The organism is Streptococcus sp. HMSC10A01 (genome assembly GCF_001807785.1).
In the GTDB taxonomy this organism is placed as follows: Bacteria; Bacillota; Bacilli; order Lactobacillales; family Streptococcaceae; genus Streptococcus; species Streptococcus gordonii.
The window spans coordinates 1-19,034 of the sequence record NZ_KV790972.1 but is presented as its reverse complement, the minus strand read 5'-3'; the positions used below and the strand labels follow the sequence as shown (position 1 = coordinate 19,034).

Below are 19,034 nucleotides of genomic sequence, written 5' to 3'. Positions count from 1 at the left end.
TGTGACAAAAAGATGACATTCCTATGCAGTAACATGACAAAGTCTAGTTTTCCCTCGATAAAAAAGAAAACTAGAGCCGTTTCTAGTTTTCTTGGTTATAAATCATCTGCAATCTTATTAATTTTCCGAAGTCGGTGATTCACGCCACTTTTGGTCAGAGGTTTACTAAGACTATCCGCTAACTGCTGGATAGAGTAATCAGGATGATTAACTCTCAAATGTGCTACTTCTTGTAAATCAATTGGCAGACTCTCCAAGCCACTTGTCTCCATAATCTTTACAATATTATTGATGGTCTTCATACTAGCTGTCACGGTTCGAGCTATATTGGCAGTCTCTGCATTATTAGCTCTATTGATATCATTTCTAGTCTCCCGAAGGATTTTCACAGCTTCAAACTCAGCCATGGCCTCCATTGCTCCAACAACAATCAGAAAATCCATGATATCTTCTGCTCGTTGCAAATAAGTAACTGCTCCTTTTTTTCGTTCGATGGTTTTTGCATCTAGTAAGAAACGTTGCATCAAACTGGCAAGTCCTTGAGCATGGTCCAAATAGACAGAAACAATTTCTAGTTGATATTTACCAGATTCCGGATCTCTCATACTACCGTTTGATAAGAAAGCCCCCCTAAGATAAGCTCTACTTGCTTCATCATCAGATAGAATAAGAGGATCAATCCCCTCTTGGATTCCAAAGAAAGCATCCGCCAGGTGCAAGTCTGACAAGATATCTTCAACTTTTTCATCTAGAAAAACAGTATAGACACGGTTCTTTCGTAGATTTGTTTTCTGGTGATGACGTATGTCAGATTTCACTTGGTAAAAGCTCAAGAGCAACTCATAAATATGACGAGCAATTTTTGCATTCTCAGTAGTAATGGATAGAGTTAGTCCTTGACTTGCAATTCCTAAACTACCAGACATCTTCATGATAGCAGCCAATTCACTCTTACTCTTGGTATCTAGTCCTAATAGTTCTTCTTTTACCTTTACCGTAAAGCTCATTTTCGCACCTGAATGTTCTTCATCAATTCTTCCACTACTAAATTACCATCGTGGAAGGCTCCACCATTTTCCAAACGTAAAAAATTAGAAGAAATGACACGGGGAACTTGTTCTTGGAGTCCCTTAAAGTCATGCTCAACTTGTACCAAATACTCATCAAATTTATTACAATTCATATAATCTTTTGGAACATTTTCAATATTCACCAGCACTGTATCGATAAATTTTTGACCCAAATGACGATGCAAAACTTCCACATGATTAGCATCCGTGAAGTGTTCAGTTTCCCCTCTTTGGGTCATAATATTACAGACATAAGCCACCTGAGCCTTGGTTTCAAGTAGAGCTTGGCCAATCTCTTCAATCACCAAATTTGGCAAAATAGAGGTAAAAAGAGATCCAGGACCAAGTACGACCATATCGCTGTCCAAAATGGTCTGAACAACCTTACGGCTGGCTTGGGGCTTTTCATCATCATAAGTATTAGTCACATAGACATGGTCAATCATGCCTTTATAATCGGCAATCCGACTCTCACCTGCCACTTCAACACCATCAGTAAAAACAGCATGAAGGGTTAATGGACTATCGCTGGATGGATAGATTTTTCCCGTTGTATGGAAAAACTTAGTCAGAATTTGCATGGCATTATAGGTTGAGCCCTGCATTTCAGAAATACCAGCAATAATTAAATTTCCTAAAGGATGGCCTGCCAAAGGTCCATCTTGGTCAGCAAAGCGATACTGAAAGACTCGCTCATAAAACTTTGGCATATCAGACAAAGCAACAAGTACATTTCGTAAATCGCCTGGAGGAGTTAGCTGAGTATTCTTTCTTAACTCACCTGAACTACCACCATCATCAGCAACCGTCACGATAGCAGAAATGTCTACATCCCTTTTTCGTAAACTATCAAGGATAACGGAAATCCCGGTTCCACCACCAATAACAGCTATTTTGGGCTTTCTCATGAGCGATTTACCGTTTCCTTTCTGCGGTCTTTGTCACGATGGCTACAGTTGACAGGCCAATTTTTAGCTAAATCGTCTGCCAAACGCTGAGCAAATGCAACACTTCTATGTTGACCTCCTGTACAACCAACAGCAATTGTCAAGACTGACTTTCCCTCTTTCTTGTAACCAGGTAAAATCGGTTCAATTAAATTCAGTAGATGTTGATAAAATTCAGTTGACTCCTCATGGTTCATGACATAGTCAAAGACTGGTTTATCCAATCCTGTTTGATTACGTAGTTCTGGCTGATAGTATGGGTTTGGTAAAAAACGAACATCAAAAACCAGATCCGCATCCAAAGGAAGCCCATACTTAAATCCAAAACTCATGACCTCAACACGAAAGGATTGTAGTTGAGACTGGTCAGAAAACTGTTCTGAAATAGTCTTTCGCAATTCACGAGGAGTTAAATCTGTCGTATCAACAACATTTTGACTGAGATTCTTAAGAGGAGCCAACAATTCCCGCTCCAACTTAATTCCGTCTAAAATCCGACCGTCTGCTGCCAATGGATGGCTTCGTCGTGTCTCCTTGTAACGAGCTACTAATTCTTTATCAGCCGCATCTAGAAAGAGAATTTTAAAATCAATTTCTAAATTATTTTCCACCTGATCTAAAACGTTCTGAATTTCAGCAAAAAATGAACGGCTACGCATATCCACGACAAGAGCTAGTTTGTCAATATCATTAGTTGTTTCCAATAATTGCAGGAACTTGGGTACAAGTGTTGGTGGGATATTATCAATGGTAAAGTAGCCCAAATCTTCGAATGACTGAATAGCTACTGTCTTTCCTGCACCGCTCATTCCTGTAACAATGACTAGTTTCATCTCTTTCTCTGGCATATTCTCTCCCCTCCAGCTAGAGCTTTAATCTAGCTCAGCAATGACTTCAATTTCAATTTTAACATCACGAGGTAAGCGCGCTACTTCTACAGCAGATCGAGCAGGATAGGCGCTTGAAAAAGCTGTTTGATAAACAGCGTTAAAGGCTGTGAAATCGTTGATATCGCTCAGAAAACAAGTTGCTTTAACAACATGATCAAAATCAGTTCCAGCTTCTGTTAGAATAGCCTTGATATTTGAAAGAACTTGCTCAGTCTGCTCCTCAATCGTGCTACCGACAATCTCACCAGTTTCTGGCGATAAAGGGATCTGGCCACTTGCAAACAAAAGATTACCAGCCACTCGTCCTTGAACATAGGGACCAATAGCTTTAGGTGCTTTATTTGTATTAATTATCTTAGACATTTTCATTCCTCCTTATTTCCTTATTATTATATCATAAAGAGACTCTCCTAGCTGAATCCTTCTATAAAAGCAGTTAAAAGTCAGGATATTTTTCTAACTCTTTAAAAATCACTTGGGCATAAATTCTGAAATACATGACGTCTACCCTACTTAACTAAATTAAGAAACAAAAAAACTGAGATAAGCTGATCTCAGTTTACATTTAATGCTATTTACTTGTTATCTTCTACGCAGGTATTGAGTTAATCTAAAGATTAGAAAGGCTGATAAAATCAAGCTTACTAACCAAATCGTCCTCAAGTACCAGAATTGGATGAGATAAGTAGACGCGATGGCTCCCGTTACAAAACTAGCTAAAAGAGCCACAAAAAACAAGCCTTCTTCTAAGTAAGATATTTTCTTTGTTCGAACGTAAGTCCCAAAAGCAACCATGGTCTTCTTAAGATTACCTGTCATAAAGGAATTATTATAGGCAATGCCATCTACTTCTCCAAAAGCCGTCGCTACCAACCCCATACAAAAACCAAGAGGAGGCACAATGTAGATATTGGCGAAGTTGCCTGGCAAAAATCCAATTACAGAAGATACTAGAATTAGTGGTACAATGCTCGAAAGTCGCCACCAGGATTTCTCAAAAAGATTTTGAAAAACCGTCATTAAAAAGATCCCTAGCATAAAAGCTAACATCGTAGCCAGTTTTACTTCAATTTCCCTTGCCTCATGATTAATCAATTCAACTGAAAGGAAAACAACATTTCCTGTTTGCCCGGCTACCAAGGTTCCTCCCCTTTCAATGAAGGTATAGGCATCCACAAACCCCGCGCAAAATGTCAGCAAACAGGCGAAAAATTTAGATCGGGAATGAAATTCTCTTTTCACAATATTTCTCATTTTATTTAAAAAGTCTAGCTCCTTACTAGACTTCCTCCTCATTAATTTCTAGCTTCTTTTAAGATTTTTTCAATCTTAGTTGTGATCAGATCAATGGCAACTGTATTTGAAGCTCCTTCAGGAATGATGACATCAGCATAACGCTTAGTCGGCTCAATAAACTGATGATACATGGGTTTCACTACACCCAAATATTGTTCAATAACGCTATCCAGACTGCGACCACGTTCTTCCATATCCCGCTTGATCCGGCGAATGATTCGAACATCATCATCAGTATCGACAAAAATTTTGATATCCATCAAGTCACGCAAGCGCTGATCTTCAAGTACCAAGATCCCTTCTACGATAAATACATCTTTAGGTTCCTGGCGATAGGTTTTGCTACTACGAGTATGCTCCGTATAATCATAGGTGGGGATATCTACTGGACGGCCAGCCAAAAGCTCCTTGATTTGTTCAATCATTAGATCTGTATCGAAGGCAAAAGGATGGTCATAGTTTGTCTTAATCCTTTCCTCAAAAGTCAAATGGGACTGGTCTTTATAGTAAGAATCATGCTCAATCATAGCAATCTTTTCATTTGGGAAATTAGATAAAATTGCTCTGGAGACACTGGTTTTACCACCACCTGATCCACCGGTCACTCCAATAATAATAGGTCTGTTTTGCATTTCTTGCTCCAATATTTTTAATCTTATCTATTTTACACCAAATCATGGTATAATGAAAGGGCTAATCAGTAAAGAATAGAGAGATTTTTAAAGGAGGGAAGCATGTTAAAATTAGGTATTATTGGAACAGGACAGATTTCCCATGAGTTTATCAAGGCTGCTAAACTCAGTGGCCATTATGAGTTACAGGCTGTATATTCGCGGAGCTTAACTTCTGCTCAAGCCTTTGCCCAAGATTATCAAAATGTAGAACTTTTTAGTGATTTGACAGATTTTTTAAAAAGTTCGCTCGATGTAGTCTATATTGCAAGTCCAAATTCCTTACACTTTGAGCAGGCTAAACAAGTTATTTTAGTAGGTAAACACGCGATTATTGAAAAACCAGCTGTGTCGCTACCGGAAGAATGGCAAGAACTAGTAGCCCTTTCTAAGAAAAAAGAAGTTTATATTTTTGAAGCTGCCCGTAACTATCATGAAAAAGCCTTCTCTACTATTCAAAGCTTCCTCAAGGACAAGACTATCTGGGGAGCTCACTTCACCTATGCCAAATATTCTTCTAAGATGCAGGCACTACTTGCAGGGAAAGAACCTAATGTCTTTTCTGCCAAGTTTTCTGGTGGAGCTTTGATGGACCTAGGTGTCTATCCCGTATACGCTGCGATTAGGCTCTTTGGTTCCCCTCAATCTGCTCGATACAGTGCTCAACAATTACCTAATACCGTTGACTTAAATGGAGTGGGAGCTTTGATATACCCTGATTTCCAAGTCGGGATTCAGGCTGGAAAAAATATCAATAGCAATCTACCCGCAGAAATCTACACGGATCAGGGAACTCTGACTTTAGACAGTATTGAATTTATCAGCTCTGCTATTTTCCATGGACTAGATGGACAAGAAACTATTCTTCCCATCCAGCAAGCTTCTCATACCATGCAGGAGGAAGCTAAAGCCTTTGCAACAGTATTACTAAGAAAAGATCGAACAGCTTATGAGGAATGGCTAAAAGCAGCATCTGCCGTTCACCAAACATTGTGGACCATGCGCAAGGATGCTGGCATTAGATTTGAGGTTGATTATGATTAAAAAATATTTTCCTAACTCTTGGCAAGACAAGTTAGAAGACTTAGGATTTTCAGAGCTTACAAGTATACAGGAAGAGATATTTGAGCCAATTTCATCAGGAAAATCTGTTTTAGGGATCAGTCCAACGGGAACTGGCAAAACTCTAGCCTACCTCTTTCCCAGTCTACTTAAGATAACGCCAAAAAAAGCTCAACAACTCTTGATTTTAGCTCCTAATACTGAGTTGGCTGGACAAATCTTTGAAGTTTGCAAAAGCTGGGCAGACTCACTTGGTTTGAACGCTCAGCTATTCATTTCTGGATCCAGTCAAAAACGCCAGATTGAACGTCTAAAAAAAGGACCTGAAATTATCATTGGTACTCCAGGTCGAATTTTTGAATTGGTCAAGCTGAAAAAAATTAAGATGATGAATATTGATACAATCGTTTTAGATGAATTTGACCAACTGCTCAGCGATTCTCAGTATCATTTTGTTGATAAAATCGTTCGCTATGCACCTCGTGACCACCAGCTGGTATATATGAGCGCCACCGCTAAGTTCGACCACGATAAGATTGCTAAAGACACCCTAAAAATCAGCATTGATAATCAAGTCTTGGACAATATCCAGCATTTTTACATACAAGTTGAAAAACGTGACAAAGTAGAGTTGCTACGCAAACTGTCTAATGTAGAAGAATTTCGTGGGTTGGTTTTCTTCAATTCTCTATCTGATCTGGGTAGTGCTGAGGAAAAACTTCAGTATCGAGAAGCCAATGTTGTTTCACTTGCCAGTGATGTCAATGTTAAGTTCAGAAAGGTGATTCTTGATAAGTTTAAAGACCATCAGATTACTCTCTTGCTGGCCACTGACCTAGTTGCCCGAGGAATCGATATTGACTCTCTGGAATGCGTAGTAAACTATGAGCTTCCTCGCGACATCGAAACCTATACCCACCGATCTGGTCGGACAGGACGTATGGGAAAGGATGGTTCTGTTATCACCCTCATCAGCCATCCAGAAGAGCTGAAGATATTGAAAAAATACGCTTCTGTTCGCGAAATTGTACTAAAAAATCAAGAACTTTATGTAACGAGTTAAGCTAAAAAAGCTTTGGAAATCTAATGTTTCCAAAGCTTTTTGCTTTTACTCATTACCAACAATGATTTCAAAAATCTAACCCCAAGAACTGTCTTAGTCTCTACCATAATAGATACGATGTGGCTCTAACTGACCCTCTAGCAACTCATCGACTGTCACTAGAGTGTAGCCATTATTTTGCAGATATTGGATGACACTCGGAAGGGCATCAATACTGGTCTGATGTATATCATGCATGAGGATGATAGAGCCTGGTTGGGTCTTGGAAACCTCCTGCATAATGGCTTTAGTATTCCGTGTCTTCCAATCTAGACTATCCACATTCCACATGATAAAGGATTGGTCAATCGCATTTTGAATCGTAGAATTAATAGCTCCATAAGGTGGTCGCGTAATCGTTGGCTTAATCCCTACAACGTTATATATAGCCGTCTGAGTATCAAAAATTTCTTTCTTGACTGTTTCCATAGGAAGTTTGGTTAAAACTGGATGATCCCATGTATGTATTCCAATTTGATGACCTTCATTTTTTACTCTCTTGACAATGTCTGGATTGCTTACTACATTTTGACCTAGCATAAAGAAAGTAGCCTTAACACCGTATTTCTTTAGGATATCCAACGCTTGTGGTGTTGTTTTAGCATCCGGTCCATCATCAAAAGTCAGAGCAACCATTTTCTCATGTCTTTTAGATTCATAGTTCTGATATGCTTCCAAGTCCGCTCCTTTTAGATAAGAAGGGTTGATTTGATTATAAAGGCTGGATAAAGGGACATCTAAACTAGTCAAGCCTTGAATTTCTTTAGGTAAGCTAATAGAAAAATGACTATTCTCATACCGGAAATTCCACTGGCTTAAGTCGCTTGCTGACATACTGTTAAGAACTTCTGTCTGAGCCGCTTCATCTATCTGTCTAAAAGTAAGTTGGCTAGAGATTTCACTTAAGAGGACTTCTTTTGCAACTTCTGCATCCTGAAAAACCTTGTCTAAGGTGAAACGATTACCATCTGAACCGAGATAACTCCATGCAATTTGACGGGTTTCCGCAGGATTAATTTTCCTATTTTTTGCTTGATAATCTTTTCGATGAACCAAAACTTCTTTTACATCAGTTAGACTGGTATCTTTTTCTTCTGAATAATAGAAGGTCAATTGATCAATCTTACTATCTTTTTTATGGTCATTCTTGATGGTTTGACTGTCAGCATCCATCATTTCTTTGACAGTCGTATTGACTTGACCATCTCTCAATGGATAGAAGCTTTCAATATAGTGACTGCCCTCTTGTCTACTCTTCTTCTCAGTATTTGAAGCGTAATTTTTCTCTTCCTTGGAAATTAAGGCTTCAATCTTCTCCTGGTATTCCTTATCTTGAAAATATGAGTAAATTCTCTTGACTCCAAAAAAGAGGGCAAGAACCACTGTAAAACTAAGTAAGCTAAAGAAAAGCAGTTTCTTTATATTAATTCTTTTTTTATTATGTTTTCTCATACACCTATCCTATCTTTGTATCTCATTCCTAGTGTGTCCTATTTATTATAACCTATCAAGCTACAAATTTATATTAAAATTTTTTTAAAAATAATTATTAGAAAACAGCAGGTTGTTTAACCTGCTGTTTTTTTATTTAATCTGCTAGATAGCCTTTCCAAAACTTACTTCAAAAATTTTCTTATTTCCTTAGCAAGCTCATCAGAGATATAACTATGAATATAGTGAGGAACCTCAAAAATCTTTAGCTGAACATTTTTATGATCTTTAGCAAAGTCTTTTGACATATCTTGCCACTCCTGTTTAGCAAAACCTGTCCCTTGGCCATTGGAAACAAATAGTAAATAAGGAATGGCAGTGACTGTGTCTTGTTTTACAAGCTTTGCATTCATTTTTACTTCTTCTGCCTCCTTTATTATGGCATTAGATAAGGGACGTCGATAGAATAAAGCTTTATAAATCGACCTTTCCTTTGGATTTAAAGAACCATTAGACAGGGAATGAATCTCTTTATCCGGAGAATAAAGCCAGCGACTTAGACCCGAGTTAGCAGCAAATTGCAAAGTCTTATATAGAAGCCGATTGGGTCTATACTTATCGTATGCTTGAGGAAGGGACATATCTAACCCAATAATCGCTTCAACTTCCTTAGGATAGGAAGCAGACCAATGCATGGCTTCTAATCCCGACATAGAATGAGGAAGGAGAACATATGGCCCTTTGACATCAGCCTTCTGTAAAGCTTTCCTTGTTTGACTTAGAATAGTATCCAAATCACGATGTTTAGACCAGTCATCGCTAAAGCCATATCCAAACTTCTCTACCACAACTACTCGATAGTCCTTTACAAGTTTGGAATACAGGGATTTAAAATCAAGGATAGGTGAACTTGTCCCACTACCCGAGAGAAAGACCAGGGTTTTCGGTCCATTTCCAGCCACATAGACATTCATTTGCTTTCCGTCTACCTCTACTCGCTGACCGATACTAGAGGTGAGGAACTTTTTCTCTTTGTTCAGACTATATTGATGGTATAAAAACGCAAGAACTAGAATGAATAGAAGTAAGCTTGAAAGATATTTTAGAAACTTTAGCATAGGACTCCGCTTTTGCCTATTTTACCAACTCGCTTTTCAAATAAGCATCGACCATGCGCTCTGTCGCGACGACTGAATCAATATGCGTCCGCTCATAAGAGTGGCTGGATTCGATGCCCGCGCCTAAAAGAGCATGCTTGACTTCTGCTCCTGCGCTCATAGCTGCAGAGGCGTCTGATCCGTAAAATGGATAGATGTCCAGTTTGTAAGGAATGTCCTGCTCCTTGGCTAAATTTACCAAATGCTGGCGGAAGCCATAGTGATAAGGCCCTGAAGCATCCTTAACACAGATGGAAACCGTATACTCATCTGTCTGCTGATCGTCACCCATAGCGCCCATATCAACAGCCAGATATTCCACCGCTTGCTCAGGAAGGCTGGAGTTAGCCCCGTGCCCAACCTCTTCAAAGACACTGAAAGCAAAATGAGTCGTCACCGGAAGCTGAATATTTTCCTCTTTATAAACGCGCAAAAGATTGAGCAAAATAGCTGCACTGACCTTATCATCCAGAAAGCGAGACTTGATAAAGCCTGACTCAGTAACTGTGGTACGAGGGTCAAAGGAAATAAAATCACCGACTTCGATTCCTAAATCCCGCGTTTCTTTTTCACTCGTCACCTTTTCATCCAAACGGACTTCCATATTGTCCTGGGTACGTTCAACCGTCCCAGCATCCTTGTAGACATGACAAGAAGTCTGGTGAACCAAAATAGTCCCACTGATAGTCTTGCCACTGCTGGCCACATGGACTAGGCAGTTTTCTCCTTCAATCATGTTCCAAGGAAAGCCACCAATCCGATCCAGTTTAAGACGACCGTCTGACTTGACTGCACGCACAATAGCCCCCAGTGTATCCACATGGGCAGTCACTACCCGATGTTGGGCATCATTTTCACCCTTAACCACAACATGGACGCCACCTTTATTAGTCCGGATAGGCTCATAGCCCAATCCTTCCAACGTTTGTACCAGATAGTCAGCCACCTCGGCTGTGAAGCCTGTTGGGGAAGGAATCGCCGTTAATTCTTGTAAATATTGAACAGTTTGATTCATTTTAATCTCCTCATATTTTTTTATCATTATAGCACAAAAATAGCTTTTACAGATGGGTTTATCAATGTAAAAGCTAGATTATTTATATTATTCAGCTAGCATGACTTCTTTTAAGGTCAAGCCTTCAATAGTTTTGACATAGTAGGCAAGTAAAACTTCATATAAGATCACAAAGGCTAAGAAGGCGATTAAGCAAAGCTGAACATCAAATGCGTAGTCGGGGACCCCCTTAGCATCTTTCACAATAACTTTAAGGAGTAACTTCATAAGACCATACTGATATACCGTCCCTAAGACAAAACCAAGGTAAGCAACCACTCGATAACGAGCAAAAATAACGAGACTACATTCTTTTTTGCTATAGCCAAAGGCTTTCATGAGAGCCAGACTGGCTTTGTTTTCTTGGACGACAGTACCTAGACAAAGCAGCAAAATCGAAAGTGACAGAAGAATGCCTATTCCCATCATCATGACTTGAATGGTACCATCTATAAAGTCTTTCATGCCTAAGGAAAGCTGCATCATAGCTGCAAAAGAAAATGCTGCAAAGACAACAAAGAAAATCAATAATTTCCTTTTATAAAAATGAACAGCCCCCAACTCTTTCAAAAAAGGTTTATTTGCTTTAGTTTTATGGTGCTTTTGCTTTACTTGTGCCAACTCAAATCTCTTCAGCAAATAAAGGCTCGGCTGCTTCAATTTAATCAAAGCATAGCCAATTCCTAACAAGGCAAATAGAAGAGTCGGTAAGATGACCATAGCGAGGAACAATTGCCAATGAAAATGAATTTCAATAGTGGGCAAGAAACCTTTTTGATTGCGCAAATCATAAAAGTCCTTCATAAAGAAGAATGATGAAGCAAACCCAAGCAAGTCTCCTAGAAAAACTGAACAACTAAAAATCCAGAAATGTTTTGCTAATTCAACATTTTGGTAGCCAAGAGCTTTGAGAATCCCTAACTCTTCCTTATGATCATCAATAAACTGCTTGATATAAAAGAATAAGAGAAGAACAGCTAGGAGAGAAAGCACTCCTCCACTAACCAAGGAGACAAATTTAGCAATGAGAACTTGAGCATCGTAATAAGCCTTGGCTGGTAAAGATAATTTCTCAACCTCAATAGATTGAAGATCAAGGTAAAAATTGATAAATAAAGTCGAGACCAAAACTGCACAAAAACTGATAATGGAGACAACAGATAATTTCCGTAAATCTTTGCTACTAACTACCATAATCTACCACCCAATCTCCTCTACTCTCTTTGGCTCTTCATTGACCGTAATGTCCTGAATTTGCCCGCTATTCACCCTCACCACAGTATTTGCCAGCTGGGCTATATGCTCATTATGAGTAACCATTACTAGGGTAAATCCAAGCTCTTTTTTCATTTGAGCAATGTAGGATAGAATCTGGCGGCCTGTCGCCTCATCGAGAGCTCCTGTCGGCTCATCAAGGAAAAGTACCTTTGGCTTCTTAGCCAAGGCTCTGGCAATCGCTACGCGCTGTTGCTCACCGCCGGATAATTCACTGGGATATTGATGGATTTTTTCTTTTAAACCCATGGCTTCGATGATTGGAAAGTAATCCTGATTCTTTGCAAGATAGGCTCCCATTTTAACATTCTGCACTACCGTCAACTCTTGTAATAAATAATATTGCTGGAATATAAAAGCGACCTGATTCTTACGGAACTTAGTCAGTTGACTTTCACTTAAAGACGCAATATTTTCCCCATCATATAATACTTCACCCTGATCAGGTTTTTCCAAGCCTGAAAGAATATTTAGCAAAGTCGACTTACCCGATCCAGAAGCACCCAAAATCACTAAATAATCTTGCTCTTCTATCCGTAAATCGATACCTTTTAAAACCTCATTGGCTCCGTAGGACTTTCTTACTCCCTTTAGTTCAATCATGATTTCCTCCTAATAATTCCTTTATAAGTGCTGTGAAAACTTGTGTCAGCATGGCAGTTAGTTCTGCTGGTGAAAAGCGATAGATTCCTGCAGCAGTCATACTGGCAATGCCATGTGAATAAATAAATAGATGCTGATAAAGTTGCTCTGATAGCTGTCTTGAAAGTCCATATTCCTCTTGAATGGACAAAATCATTTTTTCATAACTATAATCTTTGATTGGTAAAAATTCAGAAAACTGATGAATTGCACGTTCAGGCTCATTCATAAAGATCAGTTGGAAAAGCTGGGGCTCCTCAGCAGCAAAACAGATATAAGCAATTCCTACAGCTCGAAAGGCTTTTTCTTCCTGCAAAGCAACTTCAACTTGTCTGACAAAGGTTTCCTCAGCAGCAATCACAATGGCCTTGTTAAGCTCTTCCATGTTATCAAAGAGACCAAAAATGACCTTAGGTGAAGACTTCAATCTAGCAGCAACTGCTCGTGCAGTAACAGCTGACTTCCCCTCTTCTCGAACAAGATCTAAGCAAGCTTCAATGATTTCTTCTTTGGTGAATTTATTTTTTGGTGGCATGGCATCCCTTTCCGATACATTTGTTGCGCAACAATTGTTTCTTTATTATATATTTAAACAAAAATTCTGGTAAAAGGCAAGAAAAACATAAAAAATACTAACTAAGTTTCCTTAGCTAGTATTAAAATGATTACTTATTAAAGATTGACTGTCTGAAGTCGTCTGTCTCACGAAGATAAGCGTTGTAAATCTTCTTCTTGAGCAGGTTGACCCAGCTAGCTTCGACACGACTAGTAGCATTGGTAATGTTTCGTACATCCTCTGCCACTGCTTCGTCCATTAGCTTCTGCATCTCTTCATAAGAATGGATGGTTACTTTCTTAGTACTGTTTGGATTTTTAAGCTCGTACTCAATAGTGATTGGTTTGAGCTTAGTCAGCTGATCAATCCGCTCCTTATACATAGCTTTCTTGAAGGCTACCCAGGAATCATATTCACCCTTGAATACATTATCCAAGACTTTCTGGTCAGTCACGAGACCGACATCTCTTCCAGACCATCCGTCCCAAGTTTTCTTGCCTTCATCAAAGGCTTCCTTAGAATACTTACCAGAAACATAAGGGATAAATCCTTCATGGTAACCCTTAGCCGCTAGCAACTCATAGGCCGTGCGACGGAACATGACATCACCCGGCGCTCCATTTGGATTGCTCAAGGCCGAGTAGATTGGTGAGAAGAGGCTGAGACTGAGGTAGCCATTTCGAGCGTATTTCCCACTATCCTTGTTCTCCCGACGAGTGATCACATCATTTTCAATCAGAGAGTTAAAGGTCTTCAGCTGCTTGATTTCTTCAGCAGTAAAGCTTCGCGTCTGGTTACCAGCATGAGTCTCCCTACCATACTTATCTGTAATATAGTAATTCTCCATCTTTCTGAACCACTGAAGTTTAGCATCATCGCTCTGCTTAAGCATAGAGCTACCTTCTAGATAATCTAGGGTGTAGATCATGTCAAACATACCATGAACATAGTGCTGCAGGTCTTCTGCATTTTGAACGCGTTCCTTGAAGTTATATGTGTGTAGACGTGTCTTAGAGTCTTTGTTCACCTTGAAGAGGGTATTGAGAGTAATGGTAGCTTCATCTGCACTTGGAGTGGACTGCAAGAGTCCACGAGCATAGAGTTCCGCACCCAAGCCCTCACGACGACCATAACCTTCAAAGTAGATACCACCATCAGAATTATGGGTCATCTCATGCGTATAGACAGAGTTTCCATAGTCTTCTAACAAGCGAGCAGCATCAAAGTGGGTTACACTTCCTGTAGCATAGGCATTGTAGCCCTTGCTTGGGTACCACTTACCGGCTGGTCCGAAGAACTCCTGCATAGCCAGTGATTTTTTGTCATTAGCTGGAGCCCAATATCTTTTACCATCCTTGTCAACCAATGAGAATCCATCGTAAACCAGAACAGAACGGAAGAGCTTGTCCTTGCTTTCATCGCTTAGAATCTTGTACCAGAAGTCATAGTGATCACGCTGGTATTCAGCTGTTTTTCTCACTCGGTCTTCGACATATTCAGCTAGCTCCGCATCTGTCCGAACCCTGCCATTGGCATCAAGGCGATAGCGATCATAAGCTCCCATGGAGATGGTGGACATATTGGAGATAGCATAGACGCCCTTCTCAGTCATGGTCAAGAGCGGCAGTAGCATGCCCTTGTGTTCCCAATTATCTGCAGTAATCTTGTCATAAACGCCAACAGAATACTTACTCTTGCCCTCGGCTGCATCCTGAAGTTGTCTAGCTTCTGGTACATCCGACTTAGCCTCAACGATGTAGGCTTTTGTATTGGTCTTGAGCCATTCATTATTGGTCTTGTATGGAAGGAAGAGCTGACGATAGCCTTCAAGATAATTGAAGAGCCCACGCTTACCAGTCGCTTCAGAGAGCGAGGTATCATAAGCCATATAGTTGTTCTTGGCTTTAAGATTATTAAAGCCAGACTGACCTAGTGAAATAATGGTATCTAGTGTTGAAGAATTATTGTTTCCAAAGAAGTCAAACTTATAAACCGACAAATCCTTGACATTGATATTGTCATAGTTGATATTATACCAACGGTTGAGATAAGTCAGACCCAGCAGGAAGGCTTCCTTATTGGCTGTAATCTTCTGAGCTACATAGTCAGCCACGACATTGCCTTCAGTATTGATGGACTTGTCCATAGCCAGAACTTTGCGTAACTCTTCTGACAGCTTAGTCTTGACTTGGTCAAAGGCTGTATCCAGATAGAGATCATCCAGAGAAGTGTCAGCATTCACGCCTAAAACATTTCGCATAGCCGGTGAGTCCAGGACAACCTGGTTCAACTCAGGAAGCACTTGATTAAAAATCCTGCTATAGTCTGATAGGAAGGCTTCTGGTGTATAAAGAAGGTCTAAGCCGTTTACACTGTACTCTGCAATTGCCTTATTTTTGAAATCTCCCTTATAGGTCAGATCCAGGTAGTCAACCGTATTATCCTCGAAGTGCAGCATCAAGCGGTTAATTCCGGTCTTGTTGCTATTGATATTAGTGATAATCTGGTCGCCCTTCATCGGAACAACATCCAGCAAGTACTCGGTATTGAGCTTGTGATTATCTGGAAGTTTATTTCCATAGGCAACAATGGTCTCCTTATTGTAGAATGGGAGGAGTTTTTCCATGTTAGCATAAGCTATCAGACGATCTTCTCGAGCATTCTTTTCCTGGGTGTAGTCGACAGAATAAAGGTTGAGATTCGTGTCTTCTAGCGTGGTTGTAATGTCTAAACTAGCCAGCTTCTCTTCTGCCTCGTTCAGAGTCAGTGTTGAAGTGACAAACTTGTCATTTTCCAGTGTTTTATTTCCTTCAACGGCATAAGCTTCTGTAATACGGTTATTCTCATATCCCTGATCGCCAGAAATACTGTAAACATTTGTACCACTGACATTGCTGATGACATTATCAATCAAGCCATTGAAGTAATTAGAACCTACTACCCCACCAATCTGACCGTTCTTAGAAGAATTTTGGATCTTTCCAGTTACATAAGAACGGCTAATGCGAGCATTGTTTTCTAAACGGCCAACCAGACCGCCGAAGCGTTGGTTGTTGGCTCTAGCGCCAGCTAGAATAGTCACATTTGCCCTGCTTTGGCTAATCAAGGAGTTTCCTCCCTTAAGATTGGCAACCAAACCACCGACATTGTATTCTTTGCCCTGTTTATCATTTGACACGATAGTTCCAGTAAAGGAGCTATTGGTAATTTGGGTGTTTGTCGCACTCACAATTAGTCCCGCTACGTTAGAAGCGTTTCCTACAACTGATACTCTACCTTGGACAGAGAGGTCTGTGATTTGAGCATTTTCAGCACTACGAGCTAGTGCAGCTGAGTCATAAGTACCAACAATATTGACTTCTTTCAGGTCCAGATTAGAAATAGAGGAACCACTCTTGAGGTTTTCAAATAAAGGCTTGGCTAGATTATAAATAGCGTACTGCTTGCCATCATGACTACCAGTCAGACTGCCTGTGAAGTTCCCTTTGAGGTAGACATAATCAGCAGGTGCCAGACCAACCTCGCTCGCATCCAAATCTGCTCCTAGAACATAGTTGCCAGCCATATTTTGCTTCATAGCGTCTACCAAACCAGCAAAGCTAGTGTAGACATTTTGCTGACTAGGAACAGCTGCCTTACTGATATAGAAGTCATAACCAGACTTATAGCCTGTCTCACCTTCTTGGACCAGCTCAGGCAGAGAAACGGTCACCTTATAGACATCCCTGCCATCCTTCTGGTCTTCCGCTATGCTATGAACCGGCAGGAGCATTTCCTTAGATTCACTTGATTTGACTTTGACAAAGTAGGTAGACAGATCTGTAGGCATAGAGCTCATGGATACGACGCGCTTAAACTGGTCGTTTTCTTTTCTGTAAAACTCGGCAGAATCAATATCTCGAAAGGCAATCTTCTTGTATTCCAATTCAAAATTGTGGCTGTCGGTTTCAAACTCAGTGAAGCTGCCATTATCCAGTTCATAAGTCAGCTTGGTTTTCAGGGTATAGCCTGTGTAGTAGTCTAAATCTCCAATCTTCAGGTTGCCAGCGAAATTGGTAATCGGTAGAGTGCGGACAAGCTGATCTCCCTGGTACAATTCTGCAGTCGCTGAACGGAAGGACTGTGTCTGGTCTTCCAGTCTATATTGGACTGTAACCGACTTATCATCAGGATTTTCTGTCAGACTTAAAATGGAAACTGTCGGCTTGACTTTAGGCACTCCATTTAGACCTTCTTTGGCTGCTGTCAGGCTAGCAAAAGCTTGGTTTACTTGCACTTGTGTAGCAGTTTGATTGTTTAGAACCCCTTCTGCCTTGGCCAATTCGTCAGTATAAGCTGTCTGCTTTTCTGAATCCGCATTCTTATATTTAACCGAAGTTTTAATTCTTGTATTTAAATCGTACTCATTTTGAAGATCCGTTTTGACAACATCAAGACCGCTTAATTGAGCCTTTGCTTGATTGATTTGTTCCACCAGTTGGTTAACTTCTGCTTGGCTGGCTTGGGATTGGCTCAAAATAGCTTGACCTGCCATCAAGGCAGTATCGTAGTTAGATTGATGACTCTGACTATCGTTAAAATAACGTGCCTGAGCTTTAATCTGATCTGCTTCTGCCAAGAGATTATGCAGTGAAATTAAATCGAACTCCTCTAAAGCATCTGCTTTCGGTGCATCGTTCGGTACCATGTTCGGCTTAGCGGTGCCGACTTTAACAATTTGCGTTACAGGAGCCAAGGTTTCCTCGTTAGAAAGCTCTTGGCGGTCAACCACTTGACCGTTGGAACTGTAGACTCGGGTCTTGATCGTCCGTTCGCCTTGGACACCCGGAGTTGCGATTTGACGAGCATCGCGAACCAATTCATCGGTATATTGCTCCTCGATGTTGAAGGCTATTTTCTCTACGCGGGTTTCATCTGTATATGTCAGTGGATACTCTGGCAAAGCGTCTGCTTTCGGTGCTTCATTTGGCACCATAGTTGGTTTAGCTGTGCCGACTTTGACGATTTGTGTTACGGGCGCCAAAGTTTCTTCATTAGACAATTCTTGACGGTCAACAACTTGACCATTAGAACTGTAGACACGAGTCTTGATAGTGCGCTCACCTTGGACTCCCGGAGTCGCGATTTGACGGGCATCACGAACTAATTCGTCCGTTTCTTCTTCACGAATGGTGAAGTTGATTTTCTCTACGCGGGTTTCGTCCGTGTAGGTCAGTGGATACTCTGGCAAAGCGTCTGCTTTCGGTGCTTCATTTGGCACCATGGTTGGTTTAGCTGTGCCAACTTTGACGATTTGTGTTACGGAAGCTAAGGTTTCTTCGTTAGATAGTTCTTGGCGGTCAACCACTTGACCGTTGGAACTGTAGACACGAGTCTTGATAGTCCGTTCGCCTTGGACTCCCGGAGTTGCGATTTGACGAGCATCTCGAACAAGCTCATCGGTATATTGCTCCTCGATGTTGAAAGCAATCTTCTCAACGCGCGTTTCATCGGTGTAAGTCAACGGATACTCTGGTAAAGCTTCTGATTTCGGTGCATCACTTGGTATCATGTTTGGCTTAGCCGTGCCGACTTTGACGATTTGCGTTACAGGAGCTAGGGTTTCCTCATTAGACAACTCTTGGCGGTCAATTTCCTGACCATTGGAACTGTAGACACGAGTCTTGATAGTCCGTTCGCCTTGGACTCCCGGAGTTGCGATTTGACGACTCCCCTCAGGAATCTCATCTGTATACTGCTCCTCAATAGAAAAATCAATCTTTTCAATTCTAACCCCGTCATTTGTAGTCAATTCCAACTTAGAGTTCTCATGAATTGGAGCTGTCTCGGGACTAGTTCCATATTCTGTCAGTTCGGGAACTTCATGCACTGGTGCTGTTTT

At 40.6% G+C, this 19,034-nt stretch carries 15 protein-coding genes; 2 read left to right on the top strand and 13 right to left on the bottom strand.

The window, feature by feature from the left end; all coding sequences use genetic code 11:
- Window positions 1-95: 95 nt before the first annotated feature.
- The 6 genes from whiA to udk all read right to left on the bottom strand — a co-directional run bounded on the left by whiA (window position 96) and on the right by udk (window position 4,835).
- Window positions 96-1,007, bottom strand: coding sequence for a DNA-binding protein WhiA (whiA, locus tag HMPREF3108_RS05770; protein WP_008808850.1), 912 nt, complete (start codon window positions 1,005-1,007; stop codon window positions 96-98).
- Window positions 1,004-1,978, bottom strand: a complete 975-nt coding sequence (locus tag HMPREF3108_RS05765) for a YvcK family protein (protein ID WP_008808851.1) — start codon at window positions 1,976-1,978, stop codon at window positions 1,004-1,006. Before HMPREF3108_RS05765 ends, whiA begins: the two co-directional genes overlap by 4 nt.
- The gene (gene rapZ, locus HMPREF3108_RS05760) at window positions 1,975-2,865 is read right to left on the bottom strand and encodes an RNase adapter RapZ (protein WP_045634959.1); all 891 of its coding nucleotides are present in this window, start codon (window positions 2,863-2,865) and stop codon (window positions 1,975-1,977) included. The genes HMPREF3108_RS05765 and rapZ overlap by 4 nt, the downstream gene beginning before the upstream one ends.
- Window positions 2,866-2,889: 24 nt before the next feature.
- On the bottom strand, window positions 2,890-3,270 hold the full coding sequence (locus HMPREF3108_RS05755; RefSeq protein WP_045634960.1) for a RidA family protein: 381 nt from the start codon (window positions 3,268-3,270) through the stop codon (window positions 2,890-2,892).
- A 219-nt stretch (window positions 3,271-3,489) separates the two neighbouring features.
- Complete coding sequence (locus tag HMPREF3108_RS05750; protein ID WP_060970623.1) at window positions 3,490-4,161, bottom strand: YoaK family protein; 672 nt, start codon at window positions 4,159-4,161, stop codon at window positions 3,490-3,492.
- Window positions 4,162-4,202: 41 nt separating this feature from the next.
- Window positions 4,203-4,835, bottom strand: a complete 633-nt coding sequence (gene udk / locus HMPREF3108_RS05745; protein WP_060553717.1) for a uridine kinase — start codon at window positions 4,833-4,835, stop codon at window positions 4,203-4,205.
- Window positions 4,836-4,937: 102 nt separating this feature from the next.
- Between udk and HMPREF3108_RS05740 the strand changes: the two genes are divergently transcribed.
- Window positions 4,938-5,918, top strand: a complete 981-nt coding sequence (locus HMPREF3108_RS05740) for a Gfo/Idh/MocA family protein (protein WP_070493718.1) — start codon at window positions 4,938-4,940, stop codon at window positions 5,916-5,918.
- Window positions 5,908-6,999: a DEAD/DEAH box helicase gene (locus tag HMPREF3108_RS05735; RefSeq protein WP_176744518.1), complete on the top strand. Its 1,092-nt coding sequence runs from the start codon at window positions 5,908-5,910 to the stop codon at window positions 6,997-6,999. Before HMPREF3108_RS05740 ends, HMPREF3108_RS05735 begins: the two co-directional genes overlap by 11 nt.
- Before the next feature lie 93 nt (window positions 7,000-7,092).
- Here HMPREF3108_RS05735 and HMPREF3108_RS05730 read toward each other — a convergent pair whose 3' ends face one another.
- The 7 genes from HMPREF3108_RS05730 to HMPREF3108_RS05700 all read right to left on the bottom strand — a co-directional run.
- A complete protein-coding gene (locus HMPREF3108_RS05730) occupies window positions 7,093-8,490 on the bottom strand; it encodes a polysaccharide deacetylase family protein (RefSeq protein WP_048779298.1) in 1,398 nt (465 codons plus the stop codon).
- 164 nt (window positions 8,491-8,654) lie between these two features.
- Window positions 8,655-9,587, bottom strand: a complete 933-nt coding sequence (locus HMPREF3108_RS05725; protein WP_048779300.1) for an alpha/beta fold hydrolase — start codon at window positions 9,585-9,587, stop codon at window positions 8,655-8,657.
- Between the two features lie 16 nt (window positions 9,588-9,603).
- A complete protein-coding gene (locus HMPREF3108_RS05720; protein WP_048779302.1) occupies window positions 9,604-10,641 on the bottom strand; it encodes a M42 family metallopeptidase in 1,038 nt (345 codons plus the stop codon).
- Between the two features lie 87 nt (window positions 10,642-10,728).
- A complete protein-coding gene (locus HMPREF3108_RS05715; RefSeq protein ID WP_070493716.1) occupies window positions 10,729-11,874 on the bottom strand; it encodes an FtsX-like permease family protein in 1,146 nt (381 codons plus the stop codon).
- A gap of 3 nt (window positions 11,875-11,877) precedes the next feature.
- Window positions 11,878-12,558, bottom strand: a complete 681-nt coding sequence (locus HMPREF3108_RS05710; protein ID WP_048779307.1) for an ABC transporter ATP-binding protein — start codon at window positions 12,556-12,558, stop codon at window positions 11,878-11,880.
- Window positions 12,551-13,132 (bottom strand): WHG domain-containing protein, encoded by a 582-nt coding sequence (locus HMPREF3108_RS05705; protein ID WP_048779310.1) that lies wholly within the window; start codon window positions 13,130-13,132, stop codon window positions 12,551-12,553. Before HMPREF3108_RS05705 ends, HMPREF3108_RS05710 begins: the two co-directional genes overlap by 8 nt.
- Window positions 13,133-13,262: 130 nt before the next feature.
- The coding region (locus HMPREF3108_RS05700) for a ZmpA/ZmpB/ZmpC family metallo-endopeptidase (RefSeq protein ID WP_070493713.1) at window positions 13,263-19,034 on the bottom strand (5,772 nt) is incomplete at its 5' end.